At 64.9% G+C, this 16,664-nt stretch carries 14 protein-coding genes and 1 pseudogene; 10 read left to right on the top strand and 5 right to left on the bottom strand.

Annotated elements, in window-relative coordinates; translation table 11 throughout:
- The first annotated feature begins 25 nt into the window (after window positions 1-25).
- The 4 genes from ACQP1T_RS21125 to ACQP1T_RS21140 are packed head-to-tail and all read left to right on the top strand — an operon-like array spanning window position 26 to window position 4,021.
- The gene (locus ACQP1T_RS21125) at window positions 26-1,156 is read left to right on the top strand and encodes an LLM class flavin-dependent oxidoreductase (RefSeq protein WP_433754774.1); all 1,131 of its coding nucleotides are present in this window, start codon (window positions 26-28) and stop codon (window positions 1,154-1,156) included.
- A complete protein-coding gene (locus ACQP1T_RS21130) occupies window positions 1,153-2,316 on the top strand; it encodes an LLM class flavin-dependent oxidoreductase (RefSeq protein ID WP_433754775.1) in 1,164 nt (387 codons plus the stop codon). Before ACQP1T_RS21125 ends, ACQP1T_RS21130 begins: the two co-directional genes overlap by 4 nt.
- A gap of 12 nt (window positions 2,317-2,328) precedes the next feature.
- On the top strand, window positions 2,329-3,036 hold the full coding sequence (locus ACQP1T_RS21135) for a class II aldolase/adducin family protein (RefSeq protein ID WP_433754776.1): 708 nt from the start codon (window positions 2,329-2,331) through the stop codon (window positions 3,034-3,036).
- Window positions 3,037-3,070: 34 nt separating this feature from the next.
- Entirely contained in the window at window positions 3,071-4,021 is a 951-nt protein-coding gene (locus tag ACQP1T_RS21140) for an ABC transporter substrate-binding protein (RefSeq protein WP_433754777.1), read from the top strand.
- A gap of 88 nt (window positions 4,022-4,109) precedes the next feature.
- Here ACQP1T_RS21140 and ACQP1T_RS21145 read toward each other — a convergent pair whose 3' ends face one another.
- Window positions 4,110-4,379, bottom strand: coding sequence for a hypothetical protein (locus ACQP1T_RS21145; RefSeq protein WP_433754778.1), 270 nt, complete (start codon window positions 4,377-4,379; stop codon window positions 4,110-4,112).
- Between the two features lie 182 nt (window positions 4,380-4,561).
- Between ACQP1T_RS21145 and ACQP1T_RS21150 the strand changes: the two genes are divergently transcribed.
- Both ACQP1T_RS21150 and ACQP1T_RS21155 read left to right on the top strand, forming a co-directional pair.
- Complete coding sequence (locus tag ACQP1T_RS21150; protein ID WP_433754779.1) at window positions 4,562-5,317, top strand: FadR/GntR family transcriptional regulator; 756 nt, start codon at window positions 4,562-4,564, stop codon at window positions 5,315-5,317.
- Window positions 5,301-6,032: a cache domain-containing protein gene (locus tag ACQP1T_RS21155; RefSeq protein WP_433754780.1), complete on the top strand. Its 732-nt coding sequence runs from the start codon at window positions 5,301-5,303 to the stop codon at window positions 6,030-6,032. The genes ACQP1T_RS21150 and ACQP1T_RS21155 overlap by 17 nt, the downstream gene beginning before the upstream one ends.
- Before the next feature lie 64 nt (window positions 6,033-6,096).
- Here ACQP1T_RS21155 and ACQP1T_RS21160 read toward each other — a convergent pair.
- From ACQP1T_RS21160 to ACQP1T_RS21175, 4 genes and pseudogenes are all read right to left on the bottom strand, one after another.
- Window positions 6,097-6,209, bottom strand: a pseudogene (locus ACQP1T_RS21160) (LysR family transcriptional regulator); the annotation flags it as partial.
- 41 nt (window positions 6,210-6,250) lie between these two features.
- Window positions 6,251-7,945, bottom strand: a complete 1,695-nt coding sequence (locus ACQP1T_RS21165; protein ID WP_433754781.1) for an FAD-dependent oxidoreductase — start codon at window positions 7,943-7,945, stop codon at window positions 6,251-6,253.
- A gap of 4 nt (window positions 7,946-7,949) precedes the next feature.
- The gene (locus tag ACQP1T_RS21170; protein ID WP_433754782.1) at window positions 7,950-9,425 is read right to left on the bottom strand and encodes a flavin-containing monooxygenase; all 1,476 of its coding nucleotides are present in this window, start codon (window positions 9,423-9,425) and stop codon (window positions 7,950-7,952) included.
- A 302-nt stretch (window positions 9,426-9,727) separates the two neighbouring features.
- Entirely contained in the window at window positions 9,728-10,360 is a 633-nt protein-coding gene (locus tag ACQP1T_RS21175; RefSeq protein ID WP_433754783.1) for a YczE/YyaS/YitT family protein, read from the bottom strand.
- Window positions 10,361-10,800: 440 nt separating this feature from the next.
- Here ACQP1T_RS21175 and ACQP1T_RS21180 point away from each other — a divergent pair, with 440 nt between their 5' ends.
- From ACQP1T_RS21180 to ACQP1T_RS21195, 4 genes are all read left to right on the top strand, one after another.
- The gene (locus ACQP1T_RS21180; RefSeq protein WP_433754784.1) at window positions 10,801-11,394 is read left to right on the top strand and encodes an endonuclease VII domain-containing protein; all 594 of its coding nucleotides are present in this window, start codon (window positions 10,801-10,803) and stop codon (window positions 11,392-11,394) included.
- 46 nt (window positions 11,395-11,440) lie between these two features.
- Entirely contained in the window at window positions 11,441-11,857 is a 417-nt protein-coding gene (locus tag ACQP1T_RS21185) for a Fur family transcriptional regulator (protein ID WP_433762289.1), read from the top strand.
- A 39-nt stretch (window positions 11,858-11,896) separates the two neighbouring features.
- Window positions 11,897-14,128, top strand: coding sequence for a catalase/peroxidase HPI (gene katG, locus ACQP1T_RS21190; protein ID WP_433754785.1), 2,232 nt, complete (start codon window positions 11,897-11,899; stop codon window positions 14,126-14,128).
- A 197-nt stretch (window positions 14,129-14,325) separates the two neighbouring features.
- Complete coding sequence (locus ACQP1T_RS21195; protein ID WP_433754786.1) at window positions 14,326-16,584, top strand: serine/threonine-protein kinase; 2,259 nt, start codon at window positions 14,326-14,328, stop codon at window positions 16,582-16,584.
- Window positions 16,585-16,664 lie beyond the last annotated feature (80 nt).

Below are 16,664 nucleotides of genomic sequence, written 5' to 3' on the forward strand. Positions count from 1 at the left end.
TCGGGCATGCAAGAAAGGACACCGCATGACCGAGTATCTGTGGCGGCTGCCCAGCCATGGTGACGGCCGCCGGGCTCGCCCGCAGTTGCGTCACCGCGGTGGATTCGGTGACCTGGTCCCGACACCGGCCGGCGGACGCTTCGGTGCGCGCCCGGATGACCGGGAGCCGACCGATGTACGCCCCGGGCACTTCGGGCCTTTCGACGATCTGCACCAGGTGATCGACGCCGCCGAGCTGGCGGGACTCGACGGTGTGCTCGCGCCGTACGACCCGCTGGGCGAGGAATCGTGGATCGTGGCCGGTGGCGCGTTGCGCGCGACCCGCCACGCACGCGTGATCGTCGAATTCCAGCCTGCTTTCGGTACCCCGGTGTATGCGGCGAAGATCTCGGCCACCCTGCAACGGCTGTCCGCGGGACGGCTGGGCTGGCGGCTGGCAGTCGACACCGACACCGAGGAAGCACGTACCCGCGGCGACCGGGTCAGCGGGGACGACCGGTACGCGCGGGCAGCGGAGTTCCTGACCGTGGCGCGCGGGGTGTGGAATGCCGACCCGGTGCCCGGCGCCGGATTCGAAGGCACCGGATTCGATTTCGCGGGCGAATACTACGACGTGATCGACGGCGGCTTCCGCGGCATCCTGTCCGGGTTGCCGTTCCCGACGGTGTACCTGTCGGGCACTTCTCAACCCGCACTGGATCTTTCGGCCCGCCACGGCGATGTGCACCTGTTCACCGAATCCACCGACGGTCCGGCCGCGGCGCTGGCGCGGCTGCGAGAGCGCACCGCCGAGACCGGTCGCCGGGTGCGCGCGGGCCTGGAGCTGCCGGTGATCGCCCGTGAAACCGAGGACGAGGCGTGGGCGCGCGCGGAACGCCAATGGCGCGAAGTACATCCCGACGGTCCCGGCGCGCGGTCGCTGGGTCTCGACGGTGCCCGCTGGGCCGGGTTCGCCGAGCTCGGCTACCCGGAGCCGGTCGGCTTGGTCGGCAGCTACGAACATGTCGCCCAGCAATTGCAGGTCTACGAAGCCGCCGGTTTCGACAGCATCGTGTTGTCCGGGCACCCGAACATCGAGGAAGTGCACCGCGCCGGTGAGCATTTGCTGTTCCTGGCCGATCCGGTCGGCCGCACCCTGCAGGAGACCACGGCATGAGCATCGACATCTATTGGCGCATCGGCATGGAAGGCGACCACGCCTCCCTGCGTACCCCGCGCCGCTACAACCGCGGTCACGCCAACGGCTACGGCCCTGGCAATATCGCCCCGGCCGTGCGCGGCGGCGCACTCGATGGCTACAGCTACATCGACCACGTCGCCGCCGTCGCCAAAGCCAGTGAATCGGCTGGGTTCCTGGGCGGTCTGTTGCCCTCGTTCCCGGTGACCGAGGACCCGTGGGCCTTTGCCGCTGCATTGGCCCGCGAGACCACCACCTATCGGTTCATGGTCGCCTTCCAGCCCGGGTTCCTGCATCCGGTGCAGGCCGCGCGCATGTCGGCCAGCCTGCAACGCGCCACCGGCGGACGGCTGGTCTACAACATCATCAGCGGAGGTGGTGGTCCTGCCCAATTGTGGTGGGGCGACAAGGTTTCCCACGATGACCGCTACGCACGCACCAGCGAATTCCTCGACGTGCTGCGCGGAGTGTGGGACGGATCGCCCTTCACCCACGAGGGCCGGTTCTTCGGCACCGACGCCGCCACCCTGCCGCCTGGGCTGGCCGGACAACGGTTCCCGCAGGTCTACTTCTCCGGGTCCTCGGGTGCGGCTGTGCGGGCCGCGGGCCGTCACGCCGACTACTATCTGTCCTGGCTCGAGCCCTACGCCGATCTGCGCGCCAAGTTCGACGGGGTGCGCGCACACGCCGAAACGATCGGGCGCACCCCGAAATTCGCGGTCCGCATCGACATCGTGGCCCGTCACACCGAGGAAGCGGCCTGGGCCGAGATCGGCAAAGGCTGGGCCTTCGTCGATCGCGACGCCGCCAACCGCGCCGCTCGAGGTGATTCGGTCGGTGCGGCCCGCATCAAAGGCTGGGTGCCCGAAACCATCACCGGCTATCGCGATCTGGAAGTGCAGCCCAACGTCTGGTGCGGGTTCAGCCTGATTCGCGGCGGCCCCGCCTTCGGTCTGGTCGGCAGCTACGAACAGGTCGCCCAACGCCTCGACGAGTTGATCGATCTGGGTGTCGACGCCTTCATTCTGGCCGGTAACCCGCATCTGGAAGAGGCCTACCGGATCGGTGAGGAAGTTCTGCCGCTGCTGGGTCGCACCCGCCTGACTACACCGACCACTCCCGTGCTCACCCACGCCTGACCAGGAGAAGCCATGACCACCACCGAGATTCGGCTCGATGAGACCGTGCAGGCCTTCGTCGACGCCGCGACCCGCGACGCGGAGAAGGCCTTCCGAGTGCTGCGTGCGACCGGCACCGTCACCGGCAACGGCACCGTCAATTTCGTCGAACGCGTACCGGGCACCGAGATCGCCGTCGCCCTCAACGAACCGGGCCCGTGGGCCGAGGACCGCACTGTCGTGCCGGTCGTGGCCGGCTTCGACGGAGACGTGCTCTCGGGCACCGGATCCGCCGGGTTCGTCACCGGCTACGCCAAGGTGTTCCGCGCGCACCCGGAGATCACCTCCGTGGTGCACGTGCACAGCCCGTGGCTGGGCGGCTGGGCCCAGACCCACCGCGTATTTCCCATCCGCTACGCCGCGGTGCAGCGGCTGACCCTGTCACGGCAGATCCCGCCGCATATCGACCGCAGCATCGGCGCAGGGGATTTCATCCTCGCCCAGCTCACCCGCGACCCCGACCTGATCGCCATCTTTGAAGCCAACGGGGGCGCCAACGTCATCGGCCGCGCCGGACTGCTCGAGCTGGCCAAGCTGGTGGTGCTGCTCGAGGAAGGCGCCCAGTATCAGGCCATCGCCGAAACACTCGGCGGCTCAGTCGATTTCGACAAATCCAATTTGGCTGTCCAATGGGGCCGCACCGGCCTCGCCGACGAAGCCCGCCGCCGCGGCCTGATCTGACCACCACGTCCCAGCATCCCCAGGAGCCTTTACCATGACCGTTCGTGTCGGCTACTTCCCGCACAACAACTCCCTGTTCGTCCTGCGCCACCGCGGCATCCTCGAGCGCACCCTGCCCGAGGTCGAATGGGTAGACCTACGCGCCCTGCCGCAGCCGGAGCGCGTAGATGTGCAAACCGCACTGCCGTCGCTGCACTCGGACTTCTTGTTCACCGATCCCGGCTACGACTTCATCGGCACCGGTTTCACCCCGCCGGTCACCGCCTTGGCCCACGGCCGCGACATCGTCTACGTCGGCATCTCCGGTCCGCGCATCGAGAACGGGCGCCTGGTCACCAAGGCCGATAGTGGCATCGAATCGGTCGCCGATTTGCAGGGCAAGCGCGTCGGCATCGCCCACGGCTCCTGGCAGACCACCCTGGCGCTGTTCGCGCTGGAGAAGGCCGGACTGGGCTGGGCCGACATCGAACCGGTCGACACCGACGTGCACGACGGTGGCGCCGCGCTCATCGCCGGCGACCTCGATGCCTGGGTCGGTGCCTACCCGGGGTTGACCACCGTCGAGGCCGTCACCGAACTGCGGACGCTGATCGACACCGAGTCGCTGTTCAGCCATCCTTCGCTGTGGTTCACCCGCCGCGACTTCGCCGAGAACAATCGCGAAGCCCTCGAGGCGATCATTGCCGCGCTGCAGGAATCCGATGCGTGGATCGTGCAGAACCCGCGCGCGGCCGCCGAGTACTTCGTCGACGACATCGTCGCCCGGGGTGGCAGCGCCGATCTGGACGCGTGGGAGGCGGCGCTGCGCGGTCGGCCGTTCGGCATCGGCCCGGTGACCGAGGAATTCCTCGACGAACAGCAGCACGCCGCGGACTTGCTCGCCGCGAACGGGCTAGTGCCCCAGACGACTCGCGTGCGCGCAGCGGTCGACGCATCGATCGGCGAATTCGTCGCCGCGACCCGCGAACCGGCGACCGCCAACTGACCAACGCCGCCCGGCCGCTCAACTGAGCAGCCGGCAGCATCGGTGCGATCGCGACCGTAGCGCGGCGACGCCGCGCTGGCTGCGGACGTTATGTCAACGCCCGCCCTCCGGACACCAGCCGCGGCGGGATCAGTTGCGTCCAGAATTCGCGGCGGACCGCATCCCACAGCTTCGTCAGTTCCGGAAGGAGTTCTCGCGCTCGCGCGAGATCCGGGTAGCCGCTGGGGCAGAAGGATGCCACTGGCGAAGCGTCGGATGCGTTGTGCACGGCGACAATTGCGATCACATGATGCTGAACCAAGCGCCACGTCACACGCAGTCCGTCGACTTCCGTATGGCAGGTCGGGTTCTCGGACATGGGGAAATTCCTGTTTCGATCATGACGTCAGGCGTCGAGGTGTCCGGGTGGGCGGTTCATGTAGCTCTTAACATAAGACATTAGATTTCATAGTTCAAGGGGTTGAGATATAACTTTATAGTTCATAGTTCAATTGTTAGATGGGTAGAATCGTGTCAGACCCCGTCACCCCAGGAGTCGCGTTGTCCCAGAAAAGGGCCGGATTGTCCGCGCTCGGCGCAGTGCTGTCACCGCTCGAGGGCGGTGGACCGAAAACCGAGGCCGTAGTGCAGCGACTGTCTGCTGCGATCAGCCTCGGTGTGATGGCCGACGGCCAACAGTTGCCGAGCGAGACCGATCTCGCCAACCAGCTGGGGGTATCGACGATGACCCTGCGAGAGGCGCTGGTCGTACTTCGGCAGCAGGGCATCGTGCACACCAAGCGTGGCCGCGGGGGCGGCAGCTTCATCAGCGCTTCGGCCGAGGTCTTCGAGACCCCCTCACTGGCGCGGTTGCAGCAGATGAGCGTGCAGGAGCTGCGCGATCTAGGGGATGAGCACTTCGCCGTCACCGGGGCGGTTGCTGTGTTCGCCGCGCGCCGCAGCTTGCGGGCCGATATAGCCGGACTCCGCGCCTTGGCCGACCGGCTGAAAGACAGCTCCGACCTTGTCTCGGCCCGCCAAGCCGACAGCCGCTTTCACATCGAGATGGCGGTGTGCGCGCAGTCCACCCGGCTGACCCGCGCCGAGGTCGCTCTGCAGGCAGAGCTGTCCGCCCTGCTCTGGCTACCGGGCCTGAAGCTGGACCCGGCGGTCGAGGCGACCGCCCACCGTGAACTGGTGGACGCGATCGAACAAGAAGACGATGCCCGGGCCAGAGAACTGGCAGAATCGCATACGGAATCACGCATCCGCCGCCTTGTTGCTTTGCGCTTGGAGCTCAGTGAGGAACACCGATAACTTTCCAGCCCCCGCGACCATCGAGTCGCTCGCTGATTCCGTCACAAAACTGGCTGATGAGGTTTACCAGTCGCTGGCAACCATCGGGACCGCGCTGACAACCCTATGGGATGAGCTCACCGAGAAGCTGCGGACCGCTCCCCGGGCGACTGATCTGGCACCGCTGCGCGAGACCATCCTCGGCGAGCTCGAGTCGCGCGGAAAATTGTTCAACGGCGCAGGCGTAGTGATGGCCGACAGCGTTCTGGCGGATCGCCCCCGACACCTCGAATGGTGGCTTCCCACCGCGCGACGCCTGGTACTGGAATTGAATCCCGACAGTGAATACTTCTACGACTACACCAAAATGGACTGGTTCACGGTTCCACGCGAGCAGGATCGGCGATGGGTACAGGGACCACACCTCGATTACGCGTGCTCCGATGAGTATGTCTGCACATTCGCGATACCGGTCACGACCACATCGGGAACATTCCTCGGAATCGCCGGCGCCGATGTGCCAGTTGCCTCGATCGAGAAGGTCCTGCTTCCACGATTCCAAGCATCCGGGCAGCGGGTAGTGCTGGTCAACAGCGAAGGCCGCGTCATCATGGGGACCGATCCCGAATTCACGACCGGATCCAAGACCAGCCGGATGGACAGCTCTGCTGCGACAATCCTGATCGAGGCGGTGCCCTGGTCGCTGCGCCCGCTCGGATCCACGGCATCCCAGTGAACTTTCAGGACAGATTAGGTGATCGGCGCCCCCTGGCCCCCGATGCTCCATTGCGGCGTCGCGTTCAACTCCACAGCGTCACATGCGCTTTCGGACCGAACCGGGTGACGCCGACGCCGGACCCGCGGATCATGCCTGGGTGCATCGCGGGGTGGTGATGAAGCGCAGCAGTTCCGACCCGACGGTGGCAGGAAGGTCGCGGACCAATGCGAGCCGCGTCAGACCGGAGTGATCGGCAACCGAAGCGCTCCCGGCGCCGACTCCGGCACCACCGGATTCTTCGGCGCGACCGTGTCGATCCGCCGATACGGCGCACCCAGCGGCGGCCGCTGATCGGATTCCCCTTTGTTCGGCCACAACGCCATCGCACGCTCGGCCTGCGCGGTAATGGTCAGTGACGGATTCACGCCGAGATTCGCCGAGATCGTCGAACCGTCCACAATATGCAGACCCTCGTAGCCGTAGAGCCGCTGATACGGGTCGACCACCCCGGTATCGGGGGAGTCGCCGATCGCACAACCACCGATGAAATGACCGGTGATCGGGATATTCGCCATCTCCGTCCACGAGCCCTGCGGAATACCGTTGATCTTCTCCGCGACCCGCCGGGTGACCTCGTTGCCCTCCGGAATCCACGTCGGAGGTGCTTGTCCCGCACCGGGTTTGGTGGTCATCCGCCTACCGAACAGACCGCGTTTGTTATAGGTGATGATCGAATTGTCCACGTTCTGCATGACCAGCAGCCCGATCATCCGCTCGGACCAGTGCGCCGGATTGTGCATGCGCAGCAGATCCCGCCGATACCGCGCCAGCTCCCGCAGACCCAGCACCCAACGCCGCTTACCCTCCTGCCCATCGACCAGAACCGTCGTCAAAAGACCCATGAAATTGCTGCCCTTGCCGTAACGCACCGGCTCGACATGGGTGTGGGAGTTCGGATGGATCGACGAGGTGATAGCCACCCCCTTGGTGAAATCCGAATCCCTATCACGCGAACGCGCCGCCAACACCGCCTCGGAATTCGTGCGCGCCAGATGACCCAGGCGCGGCGAAATATTCGGCAGCACACCGCGATCCCGCAGATCGTGCAGCAGTTGCTGAGTGCCAAGCGCGGCCGCGGAGAACACCACCTGATCGGCTGTGAAGGTCTGCTTCGCCTTGCGAACCCAACGCCCAGTGCGCACGGCATCGACCGCGTACCCACCGCCGGACAGCGGCCGCACCGACACCGCCGTCGTCAACGGATGCACGGTCGCACCAGCCTGCTCCGCCAGATACAGATAGTTCTTCACCAGCGTGTTCTTCGCACCGTGCCGACACCCGGTCATGCACTCACCACAATGCGTACACGAACGCCGCTCCGGCCCCACACCACCGAAGAACGGATCCGCGACCGCGGCTCCCGGCCGAGTGTCCTTATCCGCGAACAACACCCCGACCGGCGTTCGACGGTAGGTATCACCGATACCCATATCCTCGGCGACCTCCCGCAGCACCCGATCCGATGGCGTGGTCGCCGGATTGGTCGTCACCCCCAGCATGCGCTTGGCCTGGTCGTAATGCGGCGCCAGCTCGGACTTCCAATCGGTGATATGCGCCCACTGCTTATCGCCGTAGAAGGTGTCCGGCGCCTCGTACAGCGTGTTCGCGTACACCAGCGAACCACCACCGACACCGGAGCCGCTCATGATGAAGGTGTCGTTCAACAGGGTCATCCGCTGAATACCGAAGCAGCCCAATTTCGGCGCCCACAGGTATTCGCGCAGATGCCAGGAGTTCTCGGCGAATTCGTGATCGGCGAAGCGCCGCCCGGTCTCCAGGACACCGACCCGATAGCCCTTCTCGGTCAACCGCAGCGCGCTCACACTGCCACCGAAACCGGAACCGATCACCAGCACGTCATAGTGCGTCATGGCATTACCTTCCGGTGCGAACAAGCTCGTAGTCACGGACATCGAAATGCGTCCGCTTGTCGTATTCACTCATCCGACCCGGCCAATTCGCCGTCACCCGACCGCTGGCCTCCCGATACCAGCTGGTGCACTTGGTCCACACCGTATGTTCGAGCCGCCCCTGGATTTCCTCGTCGAACCGCGCCTCCACCTCCGGCTTCACCGACAGATAACCCCCGGCCCCGCGCAGATGCTCGACCGCTTGGCGCAGATAGCGCGCCTGCCGCTCGTGCATATAGATGATCGAACCCGCACCGAGGTTCGTGTTCGGCCCGTACATGATGAACATATTCGGAAAATGCGGCACGGTGAGGCCCTTGTAGGCCCGCGCACCACCCGACCACACCTCGCTCAGCTCCTTACCGCCGATCCCGCGAATCGTCATGGGAGCCAAGAACTCCGTGGCCTTGAAGCCGGTGCAGTACACGATCACATCGACCTCGTACAGCGTGCCGTCCTCGGTGCGCACACCGGCCGGCGTGATCTCTGCGATATGCGAAGTCTCCACATGCACATTGGGCTGCGACACCGCCGGGTAGTAGTTGCTCGCCATCAGCCCGCGCTTACAGCCCGCCTCGTAATCCGGCGTCATCTTCGCCAGCAGTTCGGAATCGGATATCTGCGAGGCCCGATGCCGGTCCGCCCACCCGGAGATCACCTCGGCGATGCGGCCATTGCCTTCCAGCCCCGAGGTCACCAGCTCGTAGAACGCGTACCAGCCGAACCGCTCCGCGCGCTGGATCAGCGGAAACTTCGTCACGATCGACAGCTTGTCCAGCGCATTGAGTTTCGGTGGCGCGTAATAGCTTTCGATCTTCGGAATGATCCACGGCGCCGACCGCTGGAAGACCGTCAACTGCCCGACCTTCGGTTGAATCGCCGGAATGATCTGAATCGCGCTCGCACCCGTGCCGATGATCGCGACCCGCTTACCGGAGAGCTCGACATCGTGATCCCACCGCGCCGAATGGAACGCATCCCCGGTGAACGAATCCATGCCCGCGATATTCGGCCACACCGGACGCGACAGTTGACCCACCGCGGGCACGAAGATATCCGCCTCGAGCAGCTCACCGGCGGTCGTGCGCACCCGCCAGACCCCGCGGTCGGCATCGAAGTCCGCCGAGTCGACCTCCACACCGAAACGCATATGCCTGTCGAGGTCATAGCGGCGCGCGACATCATGCATGTAGGCGAGGATGTCGGGCTGCTCGGCGAAGCGCTTCGGCCAGTGCGCATTCGGGGCGAAGGAGAACGAGTACAGATCCGACGGCGCGTCACAGGCGGCGCCCGGATAGGTATTGTCCCGCCAGACCCCGCCGAGCCCGTCGGCCTTATCGATAATGGTGAACGCGTCGTAGCCGCGGCGCTTCAGCTCCAGCGCGGCCGCGAGGCCGCCGAATCCGGCACCGACGATGAGCACGGACGGAGTGCTAGTCATGTCGATAACTGTATGAACGGCGGGGTGGTTGCCGAGAGAGCACTGCGGCCAGGAAATCAACATTTTCGGCCACCGCGTGTGCCGACCACATCCGCGGTAGCCGAGCTCGCACACTCTCCGTACTGCGTGTGTAGCTACGACAGGGTGGGCGCGCGCCATACGGCCATCCGTCACTGTGACGATTTACGGCGAAGCAGCGGGGCGGCGCGAAGCGGAGGGGTCAACGGTACTTCCTGCACCCCAAGGCAATTCGTACGTCCACACCGGACTTCGGCGCGTCTCGCCGGTTCGACCGGCCACAGTCAAGGCGCTACCGGAACAACATCGGGCTCGGCCTTGCGATCCGCGTGGAATCCCGGCAGATACCGGTTGGCGAACGGAATCATCAGCTGAATCAACGGACCGATTCCGAAGGCGTACACCACGGTGCCCACGCCGACGCTGCCGCCGAGTAGCCAGCCGGTCGTCAGTACCGTCACTTCGATCCCGGTTCGCACCAATCGCACCGACCATCCGGTCCGGCGGACCAGTCCAGTCATCAGTCCATCCCGCGGCCCGGGACCCATACCCGCGCCGATATACAGCACCGTAGCGACGGCATTCAAAACCACCGCGGCACCCATCGCACCGATCCGCACCGCCAGCACATCCCAGTCCGGCAACATCCACAGCCCGACATCGACCGAGACACCGATCACCACGACATTGCTTACGGTGCCGAGACCTGGCCACTGCCGCAACGGAATCCACGCCAATAGCACCGCGACTCCGGTCAGCGCCGTCACCGCCCCGAAACTGATCGGCACATGCGCGGCCACCCCTTGATGAAACACATCCCACGGATCCAATCCGAGCCCGGCCCGAATCATCACCGCCATCGAAAACCCGTACAACCACAACCCGACATAAAGCGCGATCAGCCGCCGAACCAACATCACCCCAGCCTGCCGCCAACTGGACCCCCGAAACAGAGCCAATCACCAATCACTGGCCCCACAACCCGAAACCAATCCAACCCACACCGAACACGTAGACACCTTCAAATCGTCACTGTGACGTTTTGAGGGTCATCGGGCAGCAAAAGGGGAGTCGCACCCAACGACCCTGATCGTCGCCGCCGAGCCGCTCCAACGTTTCTCCGACGAAACCTCGGATTCGCCGGAATATTTACATCAACCGAATCGGGCACCAAGGAGACACCACGCATCCGCGCCACACATTTCCCGAAGACGCAACGCCGATAGTCAGCCAGCCGCTCAGCACGCGAACTCGCGAAATCCCATACCTACCAACGTCATACAGCCAGCCCCGCCCACTTCCAGCACCTCCGTTTTAATGCCGATAATCGACACTATGTCAAGTAAAGCCGCTGTCGGTGGCTGCTGACAGAATCCGCGATGTGATCCCAACTCCTGATTCGGAGTTGATCCGCTGCTCTCCCCTCAATGGGTGCGGTCAGCTCAAACCCGAAAAACAAATCGCTCGGCTAGATCCGACTAACCCGCTTTGCATGGCGTGCTATCAACGCGCTCGACGACAACGTCAAGGTCCGGCTGAGATACGACGCGCCAATCTGTGGGCGAAATACCGGATCACACCGGAGCAGTACGACCGCTTGCGAGCTGAGCAGGAATTCCGCTGCGGCATCTGCGGTCTCCATGAAGTCGATATCGATCTGTCCAAGGTCGGCGGCCGACCTCGTAAGGATGGCCAGCCCCTCTTCAAGGTCCCCCTCGCTGTCGATCATGATCACAAGACCGGTGCGGTGCGCGGACTGTTGTGCCCGCCCTGCAATGCCGGACTCGGCGCATTCGGCGATGAGCCCGATCGTCTGCGCGCTGCGATCGTCTATCTCGCGACTCACCTGACTGCGGATCTTGTGGGTTCATCAGACGCGGTCATGACCGGAGAGCAGGGTGGTTTGTGGGATTGTCTCGAGATTTCCCAAAACCCTCCCGTGGAGACTTGAATCAGTCATACTCTTGAACGTGTCCAGCAATTCGGAATTCGAGCGCATGTTGCGCGGGGTGTCGCTGCGCGTAACGGCGCCCCGGATTGCCGTGCTGACTGCCGTGCACGAGCATCCGCACTCCGATACGGACTCGATTCTCGGTCATGTGCGCCAAACGCTCGGTGCGGTATCCCATCAGGCGGTATACGACGTGTTGCGCGCACTGACCGCCGCCGGTCTGCTGCGGCGCATCCAACCGATGGGATCCGTCGCGCGCTACGAAACACGCGTCGGCGATAACCACCACCATGTCGTGTGCCGCTCGTGCGGCGTCATCGCCGATGTCGACTGCGCCGTCGGCGAGGCACCCTGCCTGACCGCATCACATGACAACGGATTCGTACTCGACGAGGCCGAGGTCATCTATTGGGGCCTGTGCCCCGACTGCTCGACAGCGCAAATGTCCGGATCACACCCGTGATCACAGCCCGATTCACTCACTCCCCCGAAAGGAAATGCCGTGCCTGAGGAACATCCGCCCATCGGAGAGGCCAATACGGAACCCGCCGCCGGCGGCTGCCCCGTTACGTCCGGTCGCCTCAAGTCCCCAGCCGAAGGCGGAAGCAACCGTGACTGGTGGCCGAATCAGCTCAATCTCAAGATCCTGCAGAAGAATCCGGCCGTAGCCAACCCCATGGACGCGGACTTCGACTACGCCGCGGAATTCAAAACCCTCGATCTGGCCGCCGTGAAGGCCGACATCATCGAGGTCATGACCACCTCCCAGGACTGGTGGCCCGCCGACTTCGGTCACTACGGACCCTTCTTCATCCGGATGGCCTGGCATGCCGCGGGCACCTACCGGATCAGCGACGGACGCGGCGGAGCCGGTGCCGGTATGCAGCGCTTCGCCCCACTCAACAGTTGGCCCGACAACGGAAACCTCGACAAGGCCCGACGCCTGCTGTGGCCGGTCAAGAAGAAGTACGGCAAGAAGCTCTCCTGGGCCGACCTCATGGTGTACGCGGGCAACGTCGCGCTCGAAGACATGGGCTTTCCGACCTTCGGTTTCGGCGGCGGCCGCGTCGACCAGTGGGAACCCGAGGAGGACGTGTACTGGGGTCCCGAGCAGACCTGGCTCGGCGACGAGCGCTACACCGGCACCCGCGACCTCGAAAACCCGTTGGCCGCAGTCCAAATGGGTCTGATCTACGTGAATCCGGAAGGCCCCAACGGCAATCCGGATCCGCTCGCCGCGGCCGTCGACATCCGTGAGACGTTCCGCCGCATGGCCATGAACGATATCGAGACGGCGGCGCTGATCGTCGGCGGTCACACCTTCGGCAAAACCCACGGCGCAGGCGATGCCGGACTCGTCGGTCCCGAACCCGAAGCCGCCCCGCTCGAAGAGCAAGGTCTCGGCTGGACGAGTGCCTTCGGCACCGGTGTCGGCAAGGACGCGATCACCAGCGGTCTCGAGGGCACCTGGACGCCCACCCCGACCAAGTGGGACAACAGCTTCCTGGAAACCCTCTACGGCTACGAGTGGGAACTCACCAAGAGCCCCGCCGGTGCCAACCAGTGGATCCCTAAGGACGGCGCGGGCGCGGGCACCGTGGTCGATGCCCACGACCCGTCCAAGTCCCACACCCCCGTCATGCTGACCACGGACCTCGCGCTGCGGATCGACCCGATCTACGAACAGATCACCCGTCGCTGGCTCGAGCACCCCGAAGAGCTCACCGCGGAGTTCGGCAAGGCCTGGTACAAGCTGACCCACCGCGATATGGGACCGAAGGTCCTCTACCTCGGGTCGGAGGTGCCGGAGGAGACGCTGCTGTGGCAGGACCCGGTCCCGGCCGCGGACTACGACCTCATCGGGGCCGCCGATATCGCCGCACTCAAGAGCCAGATCCTGGCCTCGGGTCTGACTGTCGCACAGCTCGTTTCGACCACGTGGGCGGCCGCGGCCTCGTTCCGCGGCAGTGACAAGCGCGGCGGCGCCAACGGCGGACGCATCCGCCTGCAGCCGCAGGCCGGCTGGGAGGTCAACGAGCCCGACGAGCTCGCCCAGGTGGTACGCGTCCTCGAGGGCATCCAGGAGTCCTTCAACTCCGCCCAGACCGGGAACACCCGGGTATCCTTCGCCGACCTCGTCGTGCTCGGCGGCGCCGCGGCCGTCGAGCAGGCCGCCAAGAACGCCGGCTATGACGTCGAGGTGCCGTTCACCCCGGGTCGCACGGACGCCACCCAGGAGCAGACCGATGTGGAGTCCTTCTCCGCGCTCGAGCCGAGTGCGGACGGTTTCCGCAACTACCTCGGCAAGGGGAACCGGCTCCCCGCCGAGTACCTGCTGATCGACCGGGCGAACCTGCTGACCCTCAGCGCTCCCGAGCTGACCGTCCTCATCGGTGGTCTGCGCGTCCTCGGTGCGAACCACAAGCAGTCACCGCTCGGCGTACTCACCGCCAACCCGGGATCGTTGACCAACGACTTCTTCGTGAACCTGCTCGATATGGGCACGAAGTGGGAGCCGTCGGCCGCCGATGACGGAACCTACGAGGGCACCGATCGCGCCACTGGCGCGGTCAAGTGGACCGGCAGCCGCGTCGACCTGGTCTTCGGGTCCAACTCGCAGCTGCGCGCCCTCGCTGAGGTCTACGCGACCGACGACTCGAAGGAGAAGTTCGTCAACGACTTCATCGCCGCGTGGGTCAAGGTGTCGAACCTGGACCGGTTCGACCTGGTGTGATGAAGGAGGAATGACCGACCGCCCCGGCCGGTCCTCCTCATGCGGCGCCCCCGCGAACTCCCATGGTTCGCGGGGGCGCCGTCATGTGCAGAGCACGCGCGGCCGGACCTCCGGTGGCGAAGATCAGCAACCGACGACGATAATCGAATATTCTCGATTCTGTCCCGGGACACCAACCTCGATCGAGTGAGCCGACGATGAATACCCAGCTCGGCGCGGTACCACCGGAACACGGTGGGGACCGCGCGATGGCTGCTCAGGCCGTATTGGCCAGGGCGGTCGCCGATTTCGCGGGCGAGTGGCAGGCCGCGGGCGAACCACCCGAACTGACACCGCATCTACCCACCGAGACCGCGCTGCGACGTTCGGCACTCATCGAGTTGATCAAGGTGGATCTGCATCACCGGTCGATCCGCAAGAAGGGCGAAAAACGCCTCGACGAATACCTGGCCGAATTTCCCGAACTCGACAGCGCCCCACTGCCACCGGATCTGATCTACGAGGAGATCACCGCGCGTCGACAATTCGATCAGGATCTGGATCTCACCGAATACGAGCAACGGTATTACCAACAGATGGCGCGGATCGCCGACCGCCTCGATGGCGACCACTTCCGTAGCACCGTCCTGACCGACCCGGCCGCACTCGCGACGCTCGACTCCATCAATCCCGGTGCGACCGTTGACGATTTCGATATGTTGATCCTGCTCGGCCAGGGCGCGTTCGGCCGAGTCTTCCTGGCGCGGCAGCGCTCGATGCAGCGCCTCGTCGCGGTCAAGATCTCCCATGACCGCGGCAGCGAGGGACAGACACTGGCCCAGCTCGATCACGAGAACATCGTCCGGGTCTTCGATCAACGCCAAATCGCCGATCAACACCTGAAATTGATGTACATGCAGTACGTTCCGGGCGGCACCCTGCTCGGCGTGCTGCGGCTGCTGCGCCGCACCGGCGTCGAGGGCAAGACCGGTCGACTACTCCTCGATGCCGTCGACGAAGCGGCCGCCAGCGGCGGGGTGCTGGAACCCCAACCATCCCCCACCCGCACCGAACTCGCGCGGTTGAGCTGGCCGGAAACCGTTGCGTGGCTGGGCAGTCGACTCGCCTCCGCACTCGACTACGCCAACCACGCGGGTGTGCTGCACCGCGATATCAAACCCGCGAACGTACTGCTCACCGTCGACGGGCAACCCAAGCTCGCCGACTTCAATATCAGCTTCAGCCGTCACATTCCGGGCGCCAGCCCCGCCGCCTACTTCGGCGGCTCACTGGCCTATATGTCCCCCGAACAGCTCGAGGCCTGCCATCCGACCATGGCGACCACCGCGGCGGACCTCGACACCCGCAGCGATCTGTACGCACTCGCGGTCGTGCTGTGGGAACTGCTCACCGGCCGACTCCCCTTCGACGACGAACGCAGTGCGGGCGAATCGGATACCTCACTGGAACGGATGATCGAACTGCGCCGCCGGCCGGTCCCCGACCGCTACGCCGCCGATATCCCACCGGACTGCCCACCGGTACTGCAGCATGCCCTGCTCACCTGCCTGTCCCCCGATCCCGCCGACCGCTTCGCCACCGGCGCCGAACTCGCCAGTCAACTCGACCTCACCCTGGACCGCACCGCCCGCGACCTCGTCGACCCGCCAACGCGCAGTATCCGCGCCAAACTGCGGATGCGGCCGATGCCGGTGGTGACGCTGTGCAGCATGCTCGGACAATTCCTCGGCGCGCTCTATCTTTCCGCGCACAACACGCGCTTGCTCGACGCACAACTCACCGCCGATGCGAGCGCCCAACTCCAACGTCTCGCAACGCTGCTCGGCGCCATCGGCTACCCGGCCGGCATTCTCGCCCTCCTGTATTGGTGCCGTCTGGTGTTCCTGGTTCCCGACGGATTGCGGCGCGGCAAGCACTTCGACGAGCAGACCCTCACGCGAGCGCGCGCCGATACGCTCGCATGCGGCGACCGCATCGCGGTGGTCGGGTTCGCCGGGTGGGTGTTATCCCTGGTGATCTTCCTGACCCAACTTCATTACACCGCGGACCTGTCCACCGGATTCACCGTCAACCTCATCGCATCCCATCTGGTCGCGGCCGCGGTCGCGGTGGTGTACTCCTACTTCCCGATCACCTTCTTCGTACTGCGCTGGTACTACCCCAGTTTGCTCGGTGCCGGGCAGACCTCCCCCGACGACACCGTCCGATTGCGACGGCTCGCCCGGCGCAGCCGCATCTATCTCGGCATCGCCGCGTCGGTCCCGCTGATCGGGGTGGCAGGCGGTCTGGTCTATCTCGACGCGGCACAGCAGCAGATGGTGATCGGTGCCATCGTCATCCTGTGCGTGGTCAGTCTTTTCGCATTCGTCGGCGCGCTGCGCGTGCACTACGCATTGGAATCGGATCTGCACGCCCTCGATCGCATCGTGAATCCGCGTGCGCGACGCAACGGTTAGCTTTTTCAAAGGTTTCCCAAAGGACCTCAGTAGATTTCGTGACTACTCTCGAAGCTGTTTGGAATGCCACTGGCCTCGGG

Origin of the sequence: Nocardia sp. CA-135398 (assembly GCF_050955845.1) — a bacterium.
In the GTDB taxonomy this organism is placed as follows: Bacteria; Actinomycetota; Actinomycetes; order Mycobacteriales; family Mycobacteriaceae; genus Nocardia.